Origin of the sequence: Lelliottia nimipressuralis, from assembly GCF_041464075.1 — a bacterium.
GTDB classification, from domain to species: domain Bacteria; phylum Pseudomonadota; class Gammaproteobacteria; order Enterobacterales; family Enterobacteriaceae; genus Enterobacter; species Enterobacter nimipressuralis.
On record NZ_CP167172.1, the window covers coordinates 2,158,455 to 2,180,295 of the forward strand.

The window sequence follows — 21,841 nt, forward strand, 5'->3', positions numbered from 1 at the left end:
CGTCGAATTAAAAAGACAGGAAAATGCGATGAATAGCAAACTGACAACCTTAACCCTGGCAATTGCTGCATTAACGGTAAGTTCCGCCGTGGCGGCAAAGACACTGGTGTATTGCTCCGAAGGATCGCCGGAGAATTTTAATCCCCAGTTATACACCTCTGGCACCAGCGTGGATGCCAGTGCCGTACCGGTCTATAACCGACTGGTCGATTTTAAACCCGGCACGACGGAGCTGGTGCCAAGCCTGGCCGAAAGCTGGGATGTCAGCGAAGACGGCAAGGTTTACACCTTCCACCTGCGCAAGGGCGTTAAATTCCAGAGCAATAAATTCTATAAACCGACGCGCGATTTTAACGCCGATGATGTGATTTTCTCCTTCATGCGGCAGAAAGACGTTAACCACCCGTACCACAACGTCTCCAACGGCAGCTATTCCAACTTTGAAAGTCTGGAGTTCGGCAGCCTGATTACCGCTATCGACAAGGTGGACGACCGCACCGTACGCTTTACCCTGGCGCATCCGGAAGCGCCGTTTGTCGCCGATCTGGCCTGGTATTTTGCCTCGATTCTCTCCGCGGAATACGCCGACGCGATGCTCAAAGCGGGTACGCCGGAAAAAGTGGATATGGACCCGATAGGCACCGGGCCGTTTAAACTGACGCAGTACCAGAAAGATTCGCGCATCCTCTTTACCGCGTTCCCGGACTACTGGCAGGGCAAATCAAAACTCGACCGACTGGTGTTCAGCATCACACCGGACGCCTCCGTGCGTTTTGCTAAAATCGAGAAAAACGAATGCCAGGTGATGCCGTTCCCAAATCCTGCCGATCTGCCGCGCATGAAGGCCAACAGCGATATCAACCTGATGAGCAAAGCGGGGCTGAACACCGGATTCCTGGCGTTTAACACCCAAAAGCCGCCGCTGGATAACGTGAAAGTGCGTCAGGCGCTTGCGATGGCGATCAACAAACCGGCGATCATCGACGCGGTGTTCCATGGCACGGGAACCGCAGCGAAAAACCTGCTGCCGCCCGGCGTCTGGAGCGCCGACAGTGAGCTGAAGGATTACGATTACAGCCCCGATAAGGCCAAAGCGCTGCTGAAAGAGGCGGGATTTGCCAACGGCGTGAGTATTGAACTGTGGGCGATGCCGGTGCAGCGCCCGTATAACCCGAACGCCAGACGGATGGCCGAAATGATACAGGCTGACTGGGCGAAAATCGGCGTGCAGGCCAAAATCGTCACCTATGAGTGGGGCGAATACCTTAAGCGTGTGAAGGGCGGTGAGCACCAGGCGGCGTTGATGGGCTGGACCACGGCGACGGGCGACCCGGATAACTTCTTCGGTCCGCTGTTTACCTGTACGTCCGCCAACGGCGGCTCGAACTCGGCGAAATGGTGCTATCAGCCGTTTGATAAGATCATCAACGAGGCGAAATCGATAACCGATCACGAGAAACGCGTGGCGCTGTATAAAGAGGCGCAGCAGATGATGCACGATCAAATGCCTGCGGTGATGATTGCGCACTCCACCATTTTTGAACCAGTGAGAAAAGAGGTGACGGGTTACGAAATCGATCCGTTTGGTAAACACCTCTTCTGGCAAGTGGATATTAAATAACCATAAATCACTGCCCGTGACTATTCCGGGCAGTTTGTTTTTTGAATTGTGCCGCCAGCACCCTTTTTGTCACAACAAACCCCTGATTCTTTTGCTATAACTTCATATGCATATCTGCACATAACAGGGATTCACAACCATGCGTACTCAGACTTTTTTTAAAGTTGCAGCGCTCTCTGGCCTGCTGGTTTTAGCGGGCTGCGCGTCCAAAGTGGCGCAACCCGATCAATATTCGGGCTTTTTGAAAGATTATTCAGGCTTGCAGCAGACAACGTCAGCAACGGGCAAACCGACGCTGCGCTGGGTAGATCCATCCTATAAACCGTCTAATTACGATAATATTGTCTGGAATCCAATCACCTATTATCCGGTGCCTAAACCCACTACTCAGGTAGGGCAAAAAGTGCTGGACGATCTGCTGGCCTACACCAATACCAAATTGAAAGCGGCCATTGGCCAGACGAAACCGCTGGTGACAACACCAGGGCCACGTAGTCTGATCTTCCGCGGCGCGATTACGGGTGTGAGTTCGAAGAGCGAAGGGCTGCAGTTCTATGAAGTGGTGCCGGTTGCGCTGGTGGTAGCGGGTACGCAAATGGCGACAGGACACCGCACGATGGACACCCATCTCTTCTTTGAAGGTGAGTTGATCGACGCCTCAACGGGTAAACCGGTGATCAAAGTAGTTCGTAAAGGCGAAGGGAAAGAGCTGAATAACGAAAATGCACCAATGACCGTGGCGACGCTGAAACAGGTCGTGGATGACATGGCGACGGATGCCACCATGTTTGATGTGAATAATACCAAAAAATAATCTGAAACCGGCGGCCTAACACCGCCGGTTTTTTTATGCCATCCGCAGACGCCTGAACCAGGTTTCCGGTCGGGTGAACATCACCAGGTTCCCCGTCAGTATCAGCAGTAATCCCGCCACCGCGTTCATGTGCCAGACGTAGCCCTCATACACCGTAGAAATCGACAGCGCGACCAGCGGGAACAGCAGGGTGCTGTAGGCCGCTTTGCCTGCACCGATGCGACCAACGAGGGTGAAGTACGCGCCAAAGGCAATCACAGAACCGAAGATCGCCAGATACAGCAGCGCACCGATGTAGCTCATGGTCCACTCGGGGACAAAACTGTCGCCGCGCACCAGCGCAATCGCACCCATCACCAGCGTACCGTAGGTCATCGCCCAGGCGTTGGTGGTCATGGTTTCCAGACCGTTACGCTGATGGCGAAGGCTGATCATATTGCCCAGTGAGAAACCGTAAGTCCCAAGCGCTGACAGGCCGATACCCAGCAGCAGTTCGTGGCTCCAGCCGCTGGCCAGCAGATCGTCCCAGAAGAGGGTGATGATGCCGAGCAGCCCGAGGATCGCGGCGGCCCAGAAACGTGCCGGTGGACGCTGGCCGAAGAAAATAAAGCTGTTGATGGCGTTATACAGCACCGCCATCGAGAAAATGACCGACTCCAGCCCGGTATTGATAAACTTCGCCGCTGTGTAAAAACACCAGAAGTTGAAGCAAAACACGCAGCAGCCCTGAACCATACAGAACAGATGATCGCGCAACGCCAGTTTACGCAGACGCCGCAGCGCCAGCAGGACCAGCATCATCGCGGCGCTCGCCACGGCAAAGCGCCAGAAAATGGATACCGGCGCAGCAACCGGTCCTTGTTGCAGGAAAATCGCAATCCAGGTCGTCCCCCAAATCACCACCACCAGCCCATACAGAAGTGCGTTCATCGTTCTCTCTTATCAAAGGGTAAAAGTGAAGTGTGACCGGAACTGAACCGGCGCGCTTTCAGCCACTTGCGGCTCACTTGCAAATTCTTGCGCTTTTTTGTTTCCCCATGACTGGTATCGCGGGGCAACACTTCTTAGACTGTCGATCTGTTTACTTGTCAGTTACGGTTATGTCTCACGCTTACGACACCTTTGAAACCCTTCGCCAACAGAACGCCGTGCTGCGGGAGACGGTCGCCCTCAATTCGGGCATCCAGCTGGCGGCGTGGTACAACAAGCACGATACGGTGACGGTAAAAAGTAACCACCATACCCTGAGCCTGTATGTGGCGGACGGCTACGAGAGTTACCACAAAACGGCCAGCGGCTGGAAAAACGGCGGCGGGCCGGACCGTTTTTGCCTGATGCCAAAAGAGAGCGAGTCGAGCTGGGACATCCGCGACGATTTATCCTTTGTGCACCTCTACTGCACTGACGAGCACCTGCGCGAACTGGGTGAGAAGATCTGGGATAAAAGCCCGGCGGCGATCGCGCTGGATGAAAAAACCTTCGCCAGCGATCCTAAAATCGCGATGCTTTATCGTCAGTTTTTGCTCGGCTGCGACTGGCAGCAGCAGGCCAACCAGCTGACGCTCAGCACTGCCAGCACCTTGCTGCTGACCCACCTGATCCAGAACTATTCCAGCGTGCAGTGGAAGCTCCCCGTCGTCACGGGCGGCCTGTCGCCCTACGTGCTGCGCAACGTACTGGAGTATGTGAATAACCATCTTTCCCAGGCGTTAACGCTGGCTGAGCTAGCTGCGGTAGCGGCGTTGAGCGAATACCACTTTGCCCGTATGTTCCGCCAGTCGATGAATATGGCGCCGCATCAGTATGTTATGCAGCAGCGTATGGAAAAGGCGAAAAATCTGGTGCAGTTCACTCAGCAACCTTTGACCGACATCGCGCTGGCCTGCGGGTTTAGCTCGGCCAGCCATTTCAGCAATCGCTTTAAAGCGACCCTCGGATTAACCCCCTCGCAGCTACGCGCGGCGAAAGCGTGATAACACGACAAAACAGACCCCACCCGCGATAAGCCCCCAGAACGCCGACCCAATCCCGAGCAGTGTTACACCGCTGGCGGTCACCAGAAAAGTGACGATGGCCGCATCGCGCTCCGCCTCATGTTGTAACGCCTGATACAGACTGCCACTGATGGTGCCCAGCAACGCCAGCCCGGCCAGCGTCTGGATCCAGCTGAGCGGCAGTGCCGCCATCAGCGCGGTAATCGATCCGCCGAAAATGCCTGCCAGCAGATAAAACACGCCTGCCGCCGCCGCGGCCAGCCAGCGCTTGTTGGCGTCCGGATGCGCGTCCGGGCTTTGACAAATGGCGGCGGTTATCGCCGCGATGCAGATGGAAAAGACGCCAAACGGCGAGAACAGCAGGGCCAGTGCGCCGGTGAAAATGATCAGCGGCGAAACCGCGACCGGATATCCGGAGGCTTTCATGGTGGCGAAACCCGGCGCGTTTTGCGACGCCATGGTCACGAGAAAGAAAGGCAGGCCGATGCTGACGAGCGTGGTGAAGGTAAACTTCGGCGCGATTAATTCCGGAAGCACCACGCGAAAAGCAAGATTATCCGTGACAACGTCACCTCCCGCCCAGGCAGCCACACTTCCGACCAGCAGTGTGGCGACAATGGCATAGCGCGGCGCGAAGGCTTTTGCGACAAGCCACGCCAGCAGCATGCTTCCACACAACAGAAAATGGCCCTCAAGATGACTGAACGCCTGCAGGCCAAAGCGCAGCAGCACACCTGCGAGCATCGCCGCCGCGAGAGTATGTGGGATAATTTTCATCAGCCGGGCGAACAGACCCGTCACGCCGCACAGCAGAATTAGCGCGTTAGCGAAGATAAAAATGCCGATGGTTTCGGCAAGGGTGACGCCCTGCAGACTGGTCGCCAGCAGCGCCGCGCCAGGCGTGGACCAGGCGGTAAGCACCGGCGATTTGTACCACAGGGAGAGGGCGAGCGTGCTTACCCCCATCCCGATGCCGAGCGCGGTCATCCAGCCTGCAATCTGTTGCGGCGTGGCGCCCGCTGCGGCCGCAGCCTGCCAGATGATGGCGGCAGAGCTGGCGTAGCCCACCAGCACGGCGACGAAACCGGCCAGCACCGCCGGAAAAAGTGAGGAGGAAGGGCGCATAAAGACTCCGTTGTGCGTTATAGCGTCCGTGGGAATGTAGCACTGTGCGCTATAGCGTACAAGTGGTACACTCCCGGCAACGGGAGGATCTATGAATATCACTGAACATCTGGCGTCAACGCTGAAAAACGAGCGTCAGGCGCGTGGCTGGAGTCTGTCGAAGCTGGCGGACGAGACAGGCGTGTCGAAAGCGATGCTCGGGCAAATCGAGCGCAACGAGTCCAGCCCGACGGTTTCGACCCTGTGGAAAATCGCCACCGGCCTGAACGTCCCTTTCTCCGCCTTTATTACACCGGAAACGCACCCGCAGCCCGTCTTTGACCCGCAGCAGCAGGCGATGGTGGTCAAGCCGCTTTTCCCGTGGGACGAGACACTAAAGTTTGACCACTTTTCGATTACCCTGGCGCCGGGCGCACTCAGTGAATCGACGCCGCACAAAGCGGGTGTGATTGAACATGTGGTGGTGATCAGTGGCGAGCTTGAGATGTGTATCGACGGTATCTGGCGGACGATTTTACCCGATTCCGGCGTGCGTTTTGCGGGCGATAAACCCCATGCCTACCGCAACAGCAGTGGGCAGACCGTGCACTTTCATTCGTTGATACATTATCCCCGCTAAAGGTACGCAAAACGGTTTCGCTGTCGTAGACTTCTGACTACAATAGCCGCCATTTTGACCATAACGGATAACGACGAAGTATGCGCCTGCAATCCCATCATCTTGAACTCTTAAGCCCGGCCCGTGACGCCTCCATCGCGCGTGAGGCGATCCTGCACGGTGCGGACGCGGTCTATATTGGCGGCCCGGGCTTTGGCGCTCGCCATAATGCCAGCAACAGCCTGCGCGATATCGCCGAGCTGGTGCCGTTTGCCCACCGTTTCGGTGCCAAAGTGTTCGTGACCCTGAACACCATTCTTCATGATGATGAACTTGAGCCTGCCCAGCGTCTGATTACCGATCTGTACCAGACCGGCGTTGATGCCCTGATCGTGCAGGACATGGGCGTGCTTGAGCTGGACATCCCCCCGATTGAGCTGCATGCCAGTACCCAATGCGATATCCGCACGGTTGAAAAAGCGAAGTTTCTCTCTGACGTCGGTTTTACCCAGATCGTGCTGGCACGCGAGCTGAATCTGAACCAGATCCGCGATATCCACCAGGCCACCGACGCCACCATCGAATTCTTCATTCACGGCGCGCTGTGCGTGGCCTATTCCGGCCAGTGCAACATTTCCCATGCGCAGACCGGGCGCAGCGCGAACCGCGGCGACTGCTCTCAGGCGTGCCGTCTGCCTTACACCCTGAAAGACGATCAGGGCCGCGTAGTGGCATTCGAAAAACACCTCCTGTCGATGAAAGACAACGACCAGACCGCCAACCTGGCGGCGCTGATCGACGCAGGCGTGCGCTCCTTCAAAATTGAAGGGCGCTATAAAGACATGAGCTACGTGAAAAACATCACCGCGCACTACCGCCAGATGCTGGATGCCATCATTGACGATCGCGGCGATCTGGCGCGTGCGTCTGCCGGGCGTACCGAGCATTTCTTTATCCCGTCGACGGATAAAACCTTCCACCGTGGCAGCACAGACTACTTCGTGAATGCGCGAAAAGGCGATATCGGCGCGTTCGATTCACCGAAGTTTATCGGTCTGCCGGTGGGAGAAGTGCTGAAGGTCGCGAAAGATCATCTCGACGTGAAAGTGACCGAGACGCTCGCCAACGGCGACGGTCTGAATGTGATGATAAAACGTGAAATTGTTGGTTTCCGCGCTAATACGGTGGAGAAAACCGGCGAAAATCAGTATCGCGTCTGGCCAAATGAAATGCCTGCCGATCTCTACAAAGCCCGTCCTAATGCGGCGCTCAATCGCAACCTGGACCACAACTGGCAGCAGGCGCTGCTGAAAACCTCCAGCGAACGTCGCATCGCCGTGGATATCGAACTGGGCGGCTGGGAAGAGCAGCTGATCCTGACCATGACCAGCGAAGATGGCGTGAGCGTCACCCATACACTGGACGGTCAGTTTGAAGAGGCAAATAACGCCGAAAAAGCGCTGAACAGTCTGAAAGAGGGCGTGGCGAAGCTCGGGCAGACAATCTACTACGCGCGCGATATTCAGGTGAACCTGCCCTCCGCGCTGTTTGTCCCGAACAGCCTATTGAACGCGTTCCGTCGCGAAACGGCAGAGATGCTGGATGACGCGCGTCTGGCAAACTATCCGCGCGGTAGCCGTAAAGCGGTTTCCGTGCCTGCGCCGGTCTATCCGGACACCCATCTGTCGTTCCTTGCTAACGTCTACAACCACAAAGCGCGGGCGTTCTATCATCGCTATGGCGTGCAGCTGATCGACGCGGCCTATGAAGCGCATGAAGAGAAGGGCGATGTGCCGGTGATGATCACTAAACACTGCCTGCGCTTCGCCTTTAACCTGTGTCCGAAACAGGCGAAAGGCAGCATCAAAAGCTGGAAAGCAACGCCAATGCAGCTGGTGAACGGAGACGAAGTGTTAACGCTGAAATTTGACTGCCGTCCGTGTGAAATGCACGTCATTGGTAAGATGAAAAATCACATCTTTAAGATGCCACAGCCGGGTAGCGTGGTGGCATCTGTCAGCCCGGAAGATCTGATGAAAACCCTGCCGAAGCGTAAAGGGGTTTAATCAGCGAAAATGGGTCTCCGGTTTGCGCGATTTTTGCCAGTGATGGTGCTCGCGCAAACCCTCCGCAGACTCTTCCGCCACATACCGCAGTTCATCGCTGTCCGCGCTATGACGCAACTGATGGTCGGCATTCTGTACCAACAGATATTCATGCCCTTTATGCCCCGCCATTAACTGACCCGAAAACAACGCGCAGGTCAGCAGTACGATTGATAAACACGTTTTAACCATTTCATCACCACCGCGTAATATTTGCGGCTACTATGCCAATAGTTGCGTCGGGTTATTATTCGGATATTCAAACTAACGAAAAGAGTTTGTCAGTTTTTACAACTGATTTGTGTCAAGTCTAATAAAAGACCTGGCCTTTTAAGGGTATTTTAGCGAGGTGATGCCCTCTGAATAATAGGCGCTAGAAGATTGAGAAGAATCCGATATAATAATGTTTTGACTATGGACCAGGTCGATCAAATGACAAAAGCATTCTCTCTTTCCGCCTTCGGTATTGCTGTCGCAATTGTTGGCGCTGCCTATATGGGTTACGCGCACTTCCACGATAAACCCGATTATCTGCAAGCTGCTGAAACCCGAGTCAGTTCATATCTCACCAGCGATTATGGCCGCGTATCCTGCAACAGCACGCAGGTGAAGGGCCAGCAGTGGCATCTGGAATGCCACAACATAGCGAAAAGCAAAAACTTCGAATACGCCGTCTATCCCGCTGATCAGGCACCCTATGGCGTATCACGCGCATTTTACCTTGAAGCGGTTAACGATAACGCCATTCAAAGCGCCAGCCAGGGGCTGATGAAGTATCTGCAAATCAGTACAGCGGCGAATAATGCCCAGTCGTGATAATGCCGGATGACGTTTGTTTAATATTCGTTTATGTCGCGAATGGTAGTTTATTGTGCGATCCGCTACCGGTTATGGAATACCGGACGTAGATACCAAAATACAAATCTATCCATGCAAGCATTTACCGCCAGATTATGGCGGTTTTTTTTGCGTTAAATTCAGCGAATATCTGCATGACACTGGCGGGATAAATACTCTTTTCTGTATTGCGCAGGCGAAAGATCATACTGCTGGCGAAAATGGTGGCGCAGGGTGGCGGAATGGCCGAAACCGGTTTGCTCTGCGATGCTGTCGATACTTAAGCGGCTATTTTCCAGAAACTCCTTTGCCCGCAGCAGCCGTTCATTCAGCAGCCAGCGCGCAGGCGTGGTTCCCGTGGCATTCGCAAAACGGCGCAAAAAGGTACGCTCACTCATTCCCACACGACGCGCCAGGGAACTCACGCTGTGGTTCACCGTCAGCTGCTGATGCAGAAAATCAAACAGCTGTCCGAATCGCTGGCTCTCCCGCAATACCGCGACCGGACGGCTCACCTGCTGCGTTTGTGCACCATCGCGATGCGGCTGAATCACCAGACGGTGCGCCACGCGGTTCGCGGCGTCCATGCCATAATCACGCCGGACGACGTGCAGGCACAGATCGATTCCGGCGGCGCTGCCCGCCGAGGTGAGAATTGTCCCTTCGTCCTGGTAAAGCACATCTTCAATCACCTCAATTGCCGGAAAGCGCGTTTTCAGTGTCTCTGTATAGCGCCAGTGCGTGGTAGCTTTTCGCCCGTCAAGCACGCCCGCTGCGGCCAGCACGAACACGCCGGAACAGATTGAGAGCAGATGGCAGCCGCGCGCGTGGGCACGGCGAAGCGCCTCGCACAGTGCGGGCGGAACGGTTTCCTCTACTCCGCGCCAGCCGGGAACGATAATCAGGTCGGCCTGTTCCAGAAGTGTTAAATCACCGTCAGCCACCATTCTGATCCCGCCCGTTGCCCGCAGCTCGCCTTGCTCCACGGAGGCCACCCTAAACTGATACCAGTCATCGCCCATTTCCGGGCGCGGGAGGCCGAAAATCTCGACCGCCACGCCAAACTCGAAAGTACACAGACCGTCGTACGCCAGGGCAACGACTCGCGGGCGCGGGACCTGTCGTAAGTTTGTCATCATTTTGCTGTTTTCTGGCATAACCGCAGGCATTCACTGACTCAATTTTTGGATAACGTACTGTTAACACAAACGCCATACAGGAGAAAGTACCATGAGTTACGTCACTGAGTTTCCCGCCGCCGACCCGCAAGAGTCTGTCGCCCATTTTCTGCGCCGTCTTAGCGTGGAAACGGACTGCGCCGACGTGCACCACGCCATTGCCAATCATCAGCAGGATTTTGTATTGCTGCACGTCGTGGGCCGCCCGGAGCAATTTGCCCGCCGCCATTTGCCGGGGGCGATCCATTTGCCCTGGTCGGCGATGAACGCCGAAACCATGGCGCAGTGGCCGCAGGATACCCTGTTTGTGGTGTACTGCGCCGGACCGCACTGCAACGGCGCAGACCGGGCGGCGCTGAAGCTTTCCCGTCTCGGCTTGCCGGTCAAAATCATGATCGGCGGCATCACCGGCTGGGAAGATGAAAACTTCGCCTTTGCCGCGGATGATTGACCCGAAGATGAAAAAAATTCATCTGCCATGAAATTTTCTCGTTTGCTGCAACGCAGGGGTTATGACATCTTTTTGGACATATAGCCATCCAGAAGTCTAAAAGTTCAATTACTGAATTATCACTGTTGGCAATCAAATGCCGGCAGCAAAGGAGAGAATCATGCAACGACAACACGCCCCGTACCGTGCCGATGTGGTAGGCAGTTTTTTACGTCCCGATGTGATCAAAGAGGCGCGAGCGAAATTCGCCAGCGGTGAGATTGACGCCGGTCAGCTGCGTGCCGTTGAAAACGACGCCATCCGTCAGGTGGTAGAGCAGCAGTGCGCCTGCGGCCTGCACATGGTGACGGACGGTGAGTTTCGTCGCGCCTGGTGGCACTTTGATTTCTTCGACGGTTTACAGGGCGTGGAACGTTACGATTCGAACCAGGGCATCCAGTTTAACGGCGTGCAGACCAAGGCCCACGGCGTGCGCGTTACCGGCAAACTCGGCTTTGGCGACCATCCGATGCTGGAAGATTTCCGCTATCTGAAAAGCATCAGCGGCAACGCCCAGCCGAAAATGACCATTCCAAGCCCGAGCGTGCTGCATTTCCGTGGCGGGCGTAAAGATATCGACGCGACGGTTTACCCGGAACTGGACGCCTATTTCGACGATCTGGCGACCACCTGGCGTGATGCGATCCATGCGTTTTACGAAGCGGGCTGCCGGTATCTGCAGCTGGACGACACGGTCTGGGCCTATCTCTGTTCTGACGATCAGCGCCGCCAGATCAAAGAGCGCGGGGACGATGCGGATCAGCTGGCCCGTACCTATGCCCGCGTGCTGAACAAAGCGCTGGAAGGCAAACCGGATGATTTGACCATCGGTCTGCATGTCTGTCGCGGCAATTTCCGCTCGACCTGGATCTCCGAAGGTGGTTATGAGCCGGTGGCCGAAGTGCTGTTTGGTTCGGTCAACGTGGACGCGTTCTTCCTTGAATATGACAACGACCGCAGCGGTGATTTCGCGCCGTTACGCTTTGTTCGTCCCGGCAAGCAGCAGGTGGTGCTGGGCCTGATCACCACCAAAAATGGCGAACTGGAAAACCCGGAAGGGGTAAAAGCGCGCCTGGAAGAGGCGGCGCAATACGTGGCAAAAGAGCAGATTTGCCTTAGCCCGCAGTGCGGTTTTGCCTCGACGGAAGAGGGCAACACCCTGACGGAATCGCAGCAGTGGGACAAAGTGCGTCTGGTGACGCAGATCGCTGACGAAGTCTGGTAATTCTTTGGGCACAGCGTTGCACTTTATTAATGCAGCGCTGTGCCATTCTGAGTCGTTTCCCGCCGTTTACTGCTTTTACCCCCCTGACATTCCGCGATTTTCCATCCTGGCATCCTTTTTGCTCTCCTGAAAATGACACGTTTGATTCTGCGTCCAGGTTGTACCGGACGTTTTCGCACAGCTTGTTTTTCAGGAGTGAAAATATGCACCGTCGTACCTTAATCAAAGCTTTCGCACTGTCTGCTTCCGTGGTCGCAATGGGGATGAGTTTCGGCGTGCAGGCTGCCGATACGATTAAAATTGGGATCATGCACTCGCTCTCCGGCACGATGGCGATCTCAGAGACGCCGCTGAAAGACGTGGCGCTGATGACCATTGATGAAATTAATGCCAAAGGCGGCGTGCTGGGTAAAAAGCTCGAACCGGTGGTGGTAGACCCGGCCTCTAACTGGCCGCTGTTTGCGGAAAAAGCGCGTCAGCTGTTAAGCCAGGATAAAGTCGCAGCGGTCTTTGGCTGCTGGACTTCTGTATCGCGCAAGTCGGTATTACCGGTCTTCGAGGAGCTGAACGGGCTGCTGTTCTATCCGGTGCAGTATGAGGGCGAAGAGATGTCGCCAAACGTGTTTTATACCGGTGCGGCACCCAACCAGCAGGCCATTCCGGCGGTCGAGTATCTGATGGGTGAAGATGGCGGGAGTGCCAAACGCTTCTTCCTGCTGGGGACCGACTACGTTTACCCACGCACCACCAACAAAATCCTGCGCGCTTTCCTGCATTCCAAAGGGGTTCAGGATAAAGACATTGAAGAGGTCTACACCCCGTTTGGTCACAGCGATTACCAGACTATCGTTGCCAATATCAAGAAATTCTCCGCTGGCGGCAAAACGGCGGTGGTCTCCACCATCAACGGCGACTCCAACGTTCCATTCTATAAAGAGCTGGCAAACCAGGGCGTGAAAGCGACGGATGTGCCGGTGGTGGCGTTCTCCGTGGGTGAAGAGGAGCTGCGCGGCATCGACGCTAAACCGCTGGTTGGTAACCTCGCCGCCTGGAACTACTTCGAGTCTGTCGATAACCCAACCAACCAGACGTTCGTCGCTGCGTACAAAGCCTACGCCAAAGCGCACAAGCTGCCGAACGCCGATACGGTAGTGACTAACGATCCGATGGAAGCCACCTACGTGGGCATTCATATGTGGGCGCAGGCGGTGGAGAAAGCCGGAACCACCGACGTGGACAAAGTGCGTGCCGCCATGGCCGGGCAATCCTTCAAAGCGCCGTCAGGTTTTACGCTGACCATGGATGAAACCAACCACCATCTGCATAAGCCGGTGATGATTGGCGAAATCGAAGGCGATGGCCAGTTTAACGTCGTCTGGCAGACTGATAAAACCGTCCGCGCTCAGCCGTGGAGTCCGTTCATTCAGGGCAATGATAAAAAGCCCGACCAGCCGATGAAAACCGCCAGTAACTAAGCCTAATCGCACGGAGAAAAGCCATGAGCGTAATGCGAATGTTCGTCGCAATAGTCTGGCTTGCCGGTCTGCTGCCAGGGATGGCGCAGGCGTCGGATGCGGACAACTTTGTCGCCGCAAGCCGCAGCCAGCAAACCGCACTGCTGGAACACTGGGCCGTTGCGCCGGATGTCAAACGCCTGCCGCTGTTGCAGGCCCTACAGAAAGAGAACCTGTTTGCTGACGGGCAGAAGCACGCTTTTGCCCGCGTCAACGGCGAGATGGTCACGCTGGGTGATGCGTCGACGGTGGCGGGTGAGACGAAAGCGGTCCGTCTGACCAACCGCCTGCGGGTGTTGGCCTCGACGGCGCTGTCCACACACCTGCTCGCCAGTGACAACGTCACGCAAAGGGCGCGTGCCGCGCTTCAGTTGCAGCGCGATGCCACGCCGGACATGCTGAACATGTTGCAGCAACGTCTGCTCGTCGAGAAGAATGACGGCGTGCATCAGGCGCTGGAAGTGGCGCTGGCAAATCTCCAGCTGGTCAGCCCGCAGGCGGAGGTGCGTTTGCAGGCGGTTGAGCTGCTGGGGCACTCAGCCGATCCGGAAACCCAGACCCGTCTGTTGCCTTATACCCAGCCCCAAACGGAACCCGACGCCCGCGTGCGCGAGGCGGCGGAAAACAGCCTGAGCAAAATCCAGCATCGTCTGCTGATAAGCGATCTGCTGGGGCAGGCCTTTATGGGGTTGTCGCTGGGGTCCGTACTGCTGCTGGCGGCGCTGGGACTTGCGATCACCTACGGCTTGCTGGGGGTGATCAATATGGCGCACGGCGAAATGTTGATGCTGGGAGCCTACTGCACGTGGATGGTTCAGCAAATGATGGCGCAGTTTATGCCCCAGTGGCTGGCATTTTACCCGGTGGTGGCGCTGCCTGTGGCCTTCCTGGTGACTGCCGGGATAGGTATGGCGCTGGAGCGCACGATTATCCGTCATCTCTACGGTCGACCGCTGGAAACGCTGCTCGCGACCTGGGGTATCAGCCTGATGATTATCCAGATTGTGCGCATGACCTTCGGCGCGCAGAACCTGGAAGTGGCTAACCCGGCGTGGCTGTCGGGGGGCGTGCAGGTGTTTGCCAATCTGATCCTGCCGTGGAACCGTCTGGTGGTGCTGGGATTTGTGCTGCTGGTCCTGTTCTTCACCTGGCTTATCCTCAACAAAACCCGCCTGGGGCTAAACGTGCGGGCGGTGACGCAAAACCGCAGTATGGCCGCCTGCTGCGGCGTGCCGACCGGGCGCGTCGATATGCTGGCGTTTGGACTGGGATCGGGGATCGCGGGATTGGGAGGCGTGGCGCTGTCGCAGCTCGGTAACGTCGGGCCGGAACTCGGGCAGGGTTACATCATCGATTCGTTCCTCGTGGTAGTGCTGGGCGGTGTCGGCCAGCTGGCAGGCAGCGTGGCCGCGGCATTTGGCCTCGGGATCTTCAACAAAATTCTTGAACCGCAAATGGGTGCCGTGCTTGGCAAAATCCTGATTCTGGTGGCGATCATTCTGTTTATTCAGAAACGTCCTCAGGGGTTGTTTGCACTTAAAGGGAGGGTGACAGACTGATGAGCCAGCCGCTGACGTTAACCCTGGCGCGCAAAGCGCCACGCTTTATCCCGCTTTTTGGCAGCCTGATACTTGCCATTTTGCTGGTCCTGCCGTTTCTGGCGCTGCTGCCGGCCAGCCATCCGCTGGCGGTCTCGACCTGGATGCTGACGCTTGTCGGGAAGATCCTCTGCTACGCGATCGTCGCCGTCGCCCTCGACCTGGTCTGGGGTTATGCCGGAATGCTCTCTCTGGGGCACGGTATTTTCTTTGCTCTCGGCGGGTATGCGATGGGGATGTACCTGATGCGTCAGGCCTCGGGCGAAAGCCTCCCGGCGTTTATGTCGTTTCTCTCCTGGAGCGAACTGCCGTGGTTCTGGTGGGGCACTCAGCATTTTGCCTGGGCGATGCTGCTGGTGGTGATGATCCCCGGCCTGCTGGCGCTGATCTTCGGCTGGTTTGCCTTTCGCTCAAAAATCAAAGGGGTCTATTTTTCGATCATGACCCAGGCGCTGACCTACGCGGGCATGCTGCTGTTCTTTCGCAATGAAACCGGCTTTGGTGGCAACAACGGTTTTACCGGGTTTACCACGCTGCTGGGCTTCTCGGTGACGGCAACCACCACGCGTATTGCCCTGTTTCTGGCGACCGTTGTCCTGCTGGTGGCCTCGCTTGCCATCGGTTTTGCGCTGGCGAAAAGCAAATTTGGCCGCATCCTGACGGCGGTGCGCGATGCGGAAAACCGCCTGACGTTTTGCGGCTACGATCCGCGTGGTTTTAAACTGCTGGTCTGGACGCTTTCGGCGGTGCTGTGTGGGCTGGCCGGGGCGCTGTACGTCCCGCAGGTGGGGATTATCAATCCCGGCGAAATGTCGCCAACTAACTCCATTGAAGCCGCGATTTGGGTGGCACTTGGTGGGCGAGGAACGCTGGTCGGCCCGGTGATTGGCGCGGCGCTGGTCAACGGTGCGAAAAGCTATTTCACCGTGGCGATGCCGGAATACTGGCAGCTGTTTCTCGGCGGAATTTTTATCGCCGTCACGCTCTTTTTACCGCGCGGCGTCTACGGGCTTTTTCGTAAGGGAGAGAAATAATGCAGCCAGCCGAAGGACTCTTTACCCGGCAGTTGCCCGGTGACCGCTTTCGCGATCAGACCGACCCGGTGCTCCAGCTGGAGTCGATTAACGTCAATTTCGATGGTTTTCAGGCGCTGACGGATCTGTCGCTCAACATTGGCGTGGGTGAATTGCGTTGCGTCATTGGGCCTAACGGCGCGGGGAAAACCACGCTGATGGACGTGATTACAGGCAAAACGCGGCCACAAAGCGGGCGGGCGATTTACGATCAGTCGATAGATTTAACGGGTCTCGATCCGGCGGCGATTGCACGCCAGGGGATCGGGCGCAAATTCCAGAAACCGACCGTGTTCGAAGCCCTGACGGTGTGGGAAAACCTGGAGCTGGCGATGAAGGGCGATAAATCCGTGTGGGCCAGTCTGCGTGCGCGTTTGACGTCAGAGCAGAGCGACCGTATCCACGAGATGTTAACGCTGCTGCGCCTGAGCGCCGAGCTCGACCGGCGCGCCGGGATGCTCTCTCACGGGCAAAAGCAGTTTCTGGAAATCGGCATGCTGCTGGTGCAGGAGCCGCATTTGCTGCTGCTCGATGAGCCTGCAGCCGGTATGACCGATGCAGAAACTGAATATTCGGCAGAGCTGTTTCGCACGCTTGCCGGAAAGCACTCCCTGATGGTGGTCGAGCACGACATGGGCTTTGTTGAAACCATCGCCGATCACGTCACCGTTCTGCATCAGGGGCGAGTGCTGGCGGAAGGCTCGCTGCGCGAGGTGCAGGCCAACGAGCAGGTGATTGAAGTCTATCTGGGACGCTAAAGGAGCCGTCATGCTACAGGTTAACGAACTGAATCAATATTACGGCGGCAGCCACATTTTACGCGGCGTGAGTTTTGATGCGCCCGGCGGGGAGGTCACCTGTCTGCTCGGGCGCAACGGCGTGGGAAAAACAACCTTACTCAAATGCCTGATGGGGCTGATTCCGGCGCGCAGCGGGGAGATTGTCTGGCAGGGCAAAACCATCACTCACGCCAGGCCGCACCATCGCGTGCAGTCTGGTGTGGCGTACGTGCCGCAGGGGCGTGAGATTTTTCCGCGTCTGACGGTGGAAGAAAATCTGCTGCTGGGGATGTCGCGTTTTTCCGCACGAGAGGCGAAAAGCGTCCCGGAGGATATCTGGCAGCTGTTTCCGGTGCTCAAAGAGATGAAGCACCGTCGCGGGGGCGATCTCTCTGGCGGGCAACAGCAACAGCTGGCAATTGGCCGCGCGCTGGCAAGCCGTCCTCAGCTGCTGATCCTCGATGAGCCAACAGAAGGCATTCAGCCGTCAGTGATTAAAGAGATTGGCGTGGTGATCCGCCAGCTCGCCAGCCGGGGCGATATGGCGATTTTACTGGTGGAGCAGTTCTATGATTTTGCCGCGGAACTGGCGGATAACTACCTGCTGATGTCGCGCGGAAGCATCATTCAGCGCGGGCGCGGGGAGAACATGGAGCAGGAGGGCGTTCGCGGCTTAGTGGCGATCTGAGGGTTATTGTTTTTTGAAATGTTATATTATAACATTCGCGTTCTCATAACATGGAGTGAGGATCGCGTTTTGGCAGCACATATTGGAAAATTTGCAATGACTCTGGGGGCGCTGCTGGTCAGCGGCCATCTGTTTGCCCACTCGCACGGTCACCAGATGACCGAAGCGGAACAACAAGCGGCGAACGGGGTATTCGAGGATAAAGACGTTAAAGACCGCAAGCTCTCCGACTGGGACGGTACCTGGCAGTCCGTTTATCCTTTCCTGGTTGACGGTTCACTGGATCCGGTTTTCAAAAAGAAAGCGGAAAAAGAGGGAAGCAAATCCTTTGACGAGGTGAAAGCCTACTACCGCAAGGGGTACGCCACGGACGTAGACACCATCGGCATTGAAAATAACGTGATGGAGTTCCACTCCGGCAAAACGGTGGCGAGTTGTCATTATGACTACAGCGGGTTCAAGATCCTGACCTACGCATCAGGCAAGAAGGGCGTGCGTTACCTGTTTGAGTGTAAAGACGCCAGCTCTAAAGCACCAAAATTTGTGCAGTTCAGCGACCATACTATCGGCCCGCGTGCCTCGGCGCATTTCCATCTCTTTATGGGTAATACCTCCCATGAGGCGCTGCTGAAAGAGATGGATAACTGGCCGACCTATTATCCGAATGAGATGTTTAAAAAGCAGGTGGTGGAGGAGATGTTGCACCACTAAGGTTCCTGTAAGTCACGCTGTTAAACGCCGGGCACGCAAAACGCTGCCCGGCAACACGCTACGCCGTTTCCACTCGCTCAGCCCAGGGCTTCACGCTCATCCCGCGCAGGATCATCAGCCAGGCCACCACAATCGCGACCATCATAATCACAAACAGCGACCAGTGCGGCAGGTGGGTCAGAATAAGCCCGGTAATCATCGGGTTCGCCGCCGCGCCCAGCCAGCCCAGCGCCTGCGCCGAGAAGTAGCTCGCTTTCATCCCCGGCGGCGCGATGTTATCGATCAGCAGATATTCGCCCGGCGCATAGATAATCTCGCCGATGGTAAACACCGCCGAGGCAATTCCCCAGTAGATCAAATTGGTGCCCGAGAGCATAAACCCGCCCAGTCCGAGCAGGAAGAAGAGTGTCCCGAGCGCCATCAGCGGACGAATATTGCTGGCCTTCAGCCTGCGACCGATAAAATATTGCAGAGAGACCACCATCGCGGCGTTGGCCGGCAGCACCACGGCGACCACTTTTTCTGCGAATTCACTGGTGTAATCCGCCGCCAGCACATACTGGGAGATACAGCTGGCGAACGAGCCGCCGACGTAAGAGGCCAGCAGACCAGAGAGCGTATACCAGAACAGCGCCCGGTCGCGAAGCAGCACCGAGGGTTGCCACGGAACGGTGACGTTGTCACTGTCTGCCGCAATGCTCTTTTGCACATATACCTGAATAAACACCAGCGGCAGCGCGGCGCAGAAGGCCGCCAGCCAGAATGGCAGTTGTAGGCTGTACATCACCAGCAGCGTGCCAATCGGCGGCCCGACCGTCCAGCCGATATTCAGGAAACTGTAGTTGAGAGAGAAGACGCGCGCTTTCTCGCCAGGCGTCAGTACATCTGCAAACCAGGCTTTGAGGACCGTTGAGAACACAGAGTACGCGCAGTTAATCACCGCGAAGAACAGCACCACCAGGGTGACATTATTCACCAGCGGAATGGCCACGAAACCGGCGATAAACGCCAGAATCGACAGCAGCATGTAGCGCTTTTTATCGAACTTATCCGCCAGGATGCCAAACCCCATGCTGAACACCACGCCAATGGTCAGGGCGATGGTCAGGGCATAGCCGATATTCGCCACGCTCATCTGGTAAACGCGTGTGAGGTAGATGGTCATAAAGGGCAGCGTGGCCCCCCGACCGATGGTTAACAGTAATGACGATGCCAACAACGCTGCGGTTGAGCGCCTGAGTGATGATTTCATTTTCCTGCCCGACATATGCTTATGCTTTTTTTATGTCTCAATGATTATCACGCCATAAGGGGAGTTGTATACCACCCAATTTTTCCGTAAGTGCTTTGTCTGACTGCCAGAATTAATGATCTTTTCCTCACTCGCTTTTTTCGTTACCTTGAATCTGTTTACAAAAATTTAATAAATCAGGGGCAGGGTATGACGCGCAAAGACGGACTGCTGGCGTTGCTGGTGGTCGTGGTATGGGGACTGAATTTTGTGGTGATTAAAGTGGGGCTGCACAACATGCCTCCGCTGATGCTCGCCGGTTTGCGCTTTTTGCTGGTGGCCTTCCCGGCGCTGTTTTTTGTTGCCCGTCCAAAGATCCCGTTTCGTCTGCTGCTCGGCTACGGCCTGACCATCAGCTTTGGTCAGTTTGCCTTTCTGTTCTGCGCCATCAAATTTGGGATGCCAGCCGGGCTGGCATCGCTGGTGTTACAGGCGCAGGCTTTCTTCACCATCATTCTTGGCGCGTTTGTCTTTGGTGAGCGTTTACAGGGCAAACAGCTGGCGGGGATTACGCTTGCGGTATTTGGCGTGCTGGTGCTCGCCGAAGCGAGTCTGAACGGTCAGCACGTGGCGATGCTGGGCTTTATGCTCACACTGGCCGCAGGGCTGAGCTGGGCGTGCGGAAATATCTTCAACAAGCTCATTATGCAGCACGAGGCGCGCCCGGCGGTGATGTCGCTGGTGGTCTGGAGCGCACTGATCCCGGTCATTCCGTTTATGGTGGCGTCGCTGATGTTTGACGGCCCGGCGCTGATGCTGAAAAGCCTGATTGAGATCGATCTCACCACTATTTTGTCGCTGGTGTATCTGGCTTTCGTCGCGACGATTGTCGGGTATGGCATTTGGGGTACGCTGCTCGGGCGTTATGAAACCTGGCGCGTGGCGCCGTTGTCACTGCTGGTGCCGGTGGTCGGGCTGGCAAGTGCGGCAGTTCTGCTGGGCGAAAAACTGACGATGCTGCAACTGATCGGCGCGGTGCTGATCATGGCCGGGCTGTACATCAATGTCTTTGGATTGCGGCTGCGTCGGGCGACGCGCATCAGGGGATGAAAAAAGCCCCGCAAACGCGGGGCAAAAACGAATCAGAGGTCGTGCTGATTGTAATACGGCACGCCTAATTCGTCGGATTTGTCGCTACCCGCACCCATATGATTGAAATCAAACGGTGATTGATCGTGTGCGGTAGGCAGAACCATCGTGGTGCGGCTGTTCTGCTGATTAGCGTGAGTGGTTTGCTCCGCAAAAGTCTGGCCGGAGACCAGCACCAGTAAGGTGAGGGCGGCGGAGGCGATACGTTTCATGATTTCCTCGGTTACGTCTTATTACAGGCGGTTAGCAATTACAATGTGTTAGCGGATGCAGATAGCGGGATTCGCCGGGCATACTGGTGATTCGGTACTTGTGCGGCGGCACGTCGAAATAGTTCTTGAACGTGCGGGTCAGGGTTTGTTGCGATTCAAACCCATAACGCTCAGCCAGATACAGAATCGGCTCGTTGCTCTCTTTCAGTTTCTGCGCAATTTCCGTCAGCTTACGGCTGCGGATGTATTGCCCTAAAGAATGACCGGTCTCTTTTTTGAACATCCGTTGCAGGTGCCATTTTGAGTAACCTGAACGCTCAGACACCTTCTCAAGTGAGAGCGGCGATTCCAGGTTATCTTCGATCCAGTCCAAAATGCTATGAATAGTGATGGCGTCATTATTGCGTCTGGACATCGTCATACCTCTTCTGTTTACGGCAGGATTTTCTTCAGCAAATGCTCAAGAGTGACCACTTCATCCGCCGTTAAGTTTTTTGTTAGTTCCTGGTGCAGTGTTTGTCCTACTAACTCATGACAGCGTTCGCACATGGCCGCACCATCGCTGGTGAGCTGCACCAGTACGCCGCGCTTGTCATTGGGGTTAGGTCGCCTTTCAATCCATCCTTTGCAGACAAGACGATCGAGCATGCGCGTGAGCGCGCCAAGGTCGACAGAGAGCACCTTTTTCAGCTCAACCGGGGTGATGCACACTTCGCAGCGAATGGAGCACAGCACTTTGAACTGGGTCGCAGTGATGTCCATCGGAGACAGATAGTCGTTGAGCAGGCGATCTTTTTTCTGGTTCACCATATGAATAAGACGGCCCAGTGGAATAATTTCGTTAAAAAGATCACTGGTGCTTTTCACAATGGTTGCCCTGGCAAGTAGTTTAATCACGG

23 protein-coding genes are annotated in these 21,841 nt (G+C 56.0%); 15 read left to right on the plus strand and 8 right to left on the minus strand.

Annotated elements, in window-relative coordinates:
* Positions 1 to 28 precede the first annotated feature (28 nt).
* On the plus strand, positions 29 to 1,621 hold the full coding sequence (locus ACB496_RS10140; RefSeq protein ID WP_371975105.1) for an ABC transporter substrate-binding protein: 1,593 nt from the start codon (positions 29 to 31) through the stop codon (positions 1,619 to 1,621).
* A 139-nt stretch (positions 1,622 to 1,760) separates the two neighbouring features.
* Positions 1,761 to 2,435 (plus strand): DUF3313 domain-containing protein, encoded by a 675-nt coding sequence (locus ACB496_RS10145; protein WP_371975106.1) that lies wholly within the window; start codon positions 1,761 to 1,763, stop codon positions 2,433 to 2,435.
* A 33-nt stretch (positions 2,436 to 2,468) separates the two neighbouring features.
* Here ACB496_RS10145 and ACB496_RS10150 read toward each other — a convergent pair whose 3' ends face one another.
* Entirely contained in the window at positions 2,469 to 3,365 is an 897-nt protein-coding gene (locus ACB496_RS10150) for a DMT family transporter (protein ID WP_371975107.1), read from the minus strand.
* Between the two features lie 170 nt (positions 3,366 to 3,535).
* Here ACB496_RS10150 and ACB496_RS10155 point away from each other — a divergent pair, with 170 nt between their 5' ends.
* Positions 3,536 to 4,408, plus strand: coding sequence for a helix-turn-helix transcriptional regulator (locus ACB496_RS10155; protein ID WP_100780200.1), 873 nt, complete (start codon positions 3,536 to 3,538; stop codon positions 4,406 to 4,408).
* Here ACB496_RS10155 and ACB496_RS10160 read toward each other — a convergent pair.
* Positions 4,388 to 5,554 (minus strand): benzoate/H(+) symporter BenE family transporter, encoded by a 1,167-nt coding sequence (locus ACB496_RS10160; protein WP_371975108.1) that lies wholly within the window; start codon positions 5,552 to 5,554, stop codon positions 4,388 to 4,390. The genes ACB496_RS10155 and ACB496_RS10160 overlap by 21 nt on opposite strands.
* Positions 5,555 to 5,645: 91 nt before the next feature.
* On the opposite strand from ACB496_RS10160, the gene ACB496_RS10165 reads away from it, so the two are divergent.
* Entirely contained in the window at positions 5,646 to 6,173 is a 528-nt protein-coding gene (locus ACB496_RS10165; protein WP_371975109.1) for a helix-turn-helix domain-containing protein, read from the plus strand.
* Positions 6,174 to 6,253: 80 nt separating this feature from the next.
* Positions 6,254 to 8,218, plus strand: a complete 1,965-nt coding sequence (locus ACB496_RS10170; protein ID WP_123427969.1) for a peptidase U32 family protein — start codon at positions 6,254 to 6,256, stop codon at positions 8,216 to 8,218.
* Here the strand turns inward: ACB496_RS10170 and ACB496_RS10175 are convergent, their stop codons facing one another.
* Complete coding sequence (locus tag ACB496_RS10175) at positions 8,219 to 8,449, minus strand: DUF2554 family protein (RefSeq protein ID WP_102103699.1); 231 nt, start codon at positions 8,447 to 8,449, stop codon at positions 8,219 to 8,221.
* 240 nt (positions 8,450 to 8,689) lie between these two features.
* Here ACB496_RS10175 and ACB496_RS10180 point away from each other — a divergent pair, with 240 nt between their 5' ends.
* Entirely contained in the window at positions 8,690 to 9,073 is a 384-nt protein-coding gene (locus tag ACB496_RS10180; protein WP_107704272.1) for a hypothetical protein, read from the plus strand.
* A gap of 161 nt (positions 9,074 to 9,234) precedes the next feature.
* Here ACB496_RS10180 and ftrA read toward each other — a convergent pair whose 3' ends face one another.
* Complete coding sequence (ftrA, locus tag ACB496_RS10185; RefSeq protein WP_371975221.1) at positions 9,235 to 10,251, minus strand: transcriptional regulator FtrA; 1,017 nt, start codon at positions 10,249 to 10,251, stop codon at positions 9,235 to 9,237.
* Between the two features lie 73 nt (positions 10,252 to 10,324).
* Here ftrA and ACB496_RS10190 point away from each other — a divergent pair, with 73 nt between their 5' ends.
* The 8 genes from ACB496_RS10190 to zinT all read left to right on the plus strand — a co-directional run bounded on the left by ACB496_RS10190 (position 10,325) and on the right by zinT (position 18,350).
* The gene (locus ACB496_RS10190; protein ID WP_371975110.1) at positions 10,325 to 10,723 is read left to right on the plus strand and encodes a rhodanese-like domain-containing protein; all 399 of its coding nucleotides are present in this window, start codon (positions 10,325 to 10,327) and stop codon (positions 10,721 to 10,723) included.
* 160 nt (positions 10,724 to 10,883) lie between these two features.
* On the plus strand, positions 10,884 to 11,987 hold the full coding sequence (locus ACB496_RS10195) for a cobalamin-independent methionine synthase II family protein (RefSeq protein ID WP_371975111.1): 1,104 nt from the start codon (positions 10,884 to 10,886) through the stop codon (positions 11,985 to 11,987).
* Positions 11,988 to 12,190: 203 nt separating this feature from the next.
* Positions 12,191 to 13,462, plus strand: coding sequence for an urea ABC transporter substrate-binding protein (gene urtA, locus ACB496_RS10200; RefSeq protein WP_100780193.1), 1,272 nt, complete (start codon positions 12,191 to 12,193; stop codon positions 13,460 to 13,462).
* 23 nt (positions 13,463 to 13,485) lie between these two features.
* Positions 13,486 to 15,060 carry an urea ABC transporter permease subunit UrtB gene (gene urtB, locus ACB496_RS10205; protein WP_371975112.1) on the plus strand — a complete coding sequence of 525 codons (1,575 nt, stop codon included), beginning with the start codon at positions 13,486 to 13,488 and terminating at the stop codon, positions 15,058 to 15,060.
* Positions 15,060 to 16,133 (plus strand): urea ABC transporter permease subunit UrtC, encoded by a 1,074-nt coding sequence (gene urtC, locus ACB496_RS10210; protein WP_102103704.1) that lies wholly within the window; start codon positions 15,060 to 15,062, stop codon positions 16,131 to 16,133. Before urtB ends, urtC begins: the two co-directional genes overlap by 1 nt.
* Complete coding sequence (urtD, locus tag ACB496_RS10215) at positions 16,133 to 16,930, plus strand: urea ABC transporter ATP-binding protein UrtD (protein ID WP_371975113.1); 798 nt, start codon at positions 16,133 to 16,135, stop codon at positions 16,928 to 16,930. Before urtC ends, urtD begins: the two co-directional genes overlap by 1 nt.
* A gap of 10 nt (positions 16,931 to 16,940) precedes the next feature.
* Positions 16,941 to 17,639, plus strand: coding sequence for an urea ABC transporter ATP-binding subunit UrtE (urtE, locus tag ACB496_RS10220; RefSeq protein WP_100780189.1), 699 nt, complete (start codon positions 16,941 to 16,943; stop codon positions 17,637 to 17,639).
* A gap of 69 nt (positions 17,640 to 17,708) precedes the next feature.
* Positions 17,709 to 18,350 carry a metal-binding protein ZinT gene (gene zinT / locus ACB496_RS10225; protein ID WP_371975114.1) on the plus strand — a complete coding sequence of 214 codons (642 nt, stop codon included), beginning with the start codon at positions 17,709 to 17,711 and terminating at the stop codon, positions 18,348 to 18,350.
* Positions 18,351 to 18,408: 58 nt separating this feature from the next.
* Here zinT and ydeE read toward each other — a convergent pair whose 3' ends face one another.
* Positions 18,409 to 19,602, minus strand: coding sequence for an efflux MFS transporter YdeE (ydeE, locus tag ACB496_RS10230; RefSeq protein ID WP_123427951.1), 1,194 nt, complete (start codon positions 19,600 to 19,602; stop codon positions 18,409 to 18,411).
* A gap of 189 nt (positions 19,603 to 19,791) precedes the next feature.
* Here ydeE and eamA point away from each other — a divergent pair, with 189 nt between their 5' ends.
* Entirely contained in the window at positions 19,792 to 20,691 is a 900-nt protein-coding gene (eamA, locus tag ACB496_RS10235; RefSeq protein ID WP_107703585.1) for an O-acetylserine/cysteine exporter, read from the plus strand.
* Positions 20,692 to 20,723: 32 nt separating this feature from the next.
* On the opposite strand, the gene marB is transcribed toward eamA, so the two are convergent.
* The 3 genes from marB to marR are packed head-to-tail and all read right to left on the minus strand — an operon-like array spanning position 20,724 to position 21,809.
* Entirely contained in the window at positions 20,724 to 20,942 is a 219-nt protein-coding gene (gene marB / locus ACB496_RS10240; protein ID WP_100780185.1) for a multiple antibiotic resistance protein MarB, read from the minus strand.
* A gap of 31 nt (positions 20,943 to 20,973) precedes the next feature.
* Positions 20,974 to 21,357: an MDR efflux pump AcrAB transcriptional activator MarA gene (marA, locus tag ACB496_RS10245; RefSeq protein WP_142503360.1), complete on the minus strand. Its 384-nt coding sequence runs from the start codon at positions 21,355 to 21,357 to the stop codon at positions 20,974 to 20,976.
* A gap of 17 nt (positions 21,358 to 21,374) precedes the next feature.
* Positions 21,375 to 21,809: a multiple antibiotic resistance transcriptional regulator MarR gene (marR, locus tag ACB496_RS10250; RefSeq protein ID WP_100780183.1), complete on the minus strand. Its 435-nt coding sequence runs from the start codon at positions 21,807 to 21,809 to the stop codon at positions 21,375 to 21,377.
* Between the last annotated feature and the right edge of the window lie 32 nt (positions 21,810 to 21,841).

Coding starts and splice junctions, on each gene's coding strand:
- marA (WP_142503360.1), bottom strand. CDS start 21,357: ATGTCCAGACGCAATAATGACGCCATCACTATTCATAGCATTTTGGAC.
- ACB496_RS10140 (WP_371975105.1), top strand. CDS start 29: ATGAATAGCAAACTGACAACCTTAACCCTGGCAATTGCTGCATTAACG.
- ftrA (WP_371975221.1), bottom strand. CDS start 10,251: ATGCCAGAAAACAGCAAAATGATGACAAACTTACGACAGGTCCCGCGC.
- ACB496_RS10150 (WP_371975107.1), bottom strand. CDS start 3,365: ATGAACGCACTTCTGTATGGGCTGGTGGTGGTGATTTGGGGGACGACC.
- urtC (WP_102103704.1), top strand. CDS start 15,060: ATGAGCCAGCCGCTGACGTTAACCCTGGCGCGCAAAGCGCCACGCTTT.
- ACB496_RS10165 (WP_371975109.1), top strand. CDS start 5,646: ATGAATATCACTGAACATCTGGCGTCAACGCTGAAAAACGAGCGTCAG.
- ACB496_RS10155 (WP_100780200.1), top strand. CDS start 3,536: ATGTCTCACGCTTACGACACCTTTGAAACCCTTCGCCAACAGAACGCC.
- urtD (WP_371975113.1), top strand. CDS start 16,133: ATGCAGCCAGCCGAAGGACTCTTTACCCGGCAGTTGCCCGGTGACCGC.
- urtE (WP_100780189.1), top strand. CDS start 16,941: ATGCTACAGGTTAACGAACTGAATCAATATTACGGCGGCAGCCACATT.
- marB (WP_100780185.1), bottom strand. CDS start 20,942: ATGAAACGTATCGCCTCCGCCGCCCTCACCTTACTGGTGCTGGTCTCC.
- ydeE (WP_123427951.1), bottom strand. CDS start 19,602: ATGAAATCATCACTCAGGCGCTCAACCGCAGCGTTGTTGGCATCGTCA.
- ACB496_RS10195 (WP_371975111.1), top strand. CDS start 10,884: ATGCAACGACAACACGCCCCGTACCGTGCCGATGTGGTAGGCAGTTTT.
- ACB496_RS10175 (WP_102103699.1), bottom strand. CDS start 8,449: ATGGTTAAAACGTGTTTATCAATCGTACTGCTGACCTGCGCGTTGTTT.
- ACB496_RS10145 (WP_371975106.1), top strand. CDS start 1,761: ATGCGTACTCAGACTTTTTTTAAAGTTGCAGCGCTCTCTGGCCTGCTG.
- urtB (WP_371975112.1), top strand. CDS start 13,486: ATGAGCGTAATGCGAATGTTCGTCGCAATAGTCTGGCTTGCCGGTCTG.
- urtA (WP_100780193.1), top strand. CDS start 12,191: ATGCACCGTCGTACCTTAATCAAAGCTTTCGCACTGTCTGCTTCCGTG.
- ACB496_RS10160 (WP_371975108.1), bottom strand. CDS start 5,554: ATGCGCCCTTCCTCCTCACTTTTTCCGGCGGTGCTGGCCGGTTTCGTC.
- ACB496_RS10190 (WP_371975110.1), top strand. CDS start 10,325: ATGAGTTACGTCACTGAGTTTCCCGCCGCCGACCCGCAAGAGTCTGTC.
- ACB496_RS10170 (WP_123427969.1), top strand. CDS start 6,254: ATGCGCCTGCAATCCCATCATCTTGAACTCTTAAGCCCGGCCCGTGAC.
- ACB496_RS10180 (WP_107704272.1), top strand. CDS start 8,690: ATGACAAAAGCATTCTCTCTTTCCGCCTTCGGTATTGCTGTCGCAATT.
- eamA (WP_107703585.1), top strand. CDS start 19,792: ATGACGCGCAAAGACGGACTGCTGGCGTTGCTGGTGGTCGTGGTATGG.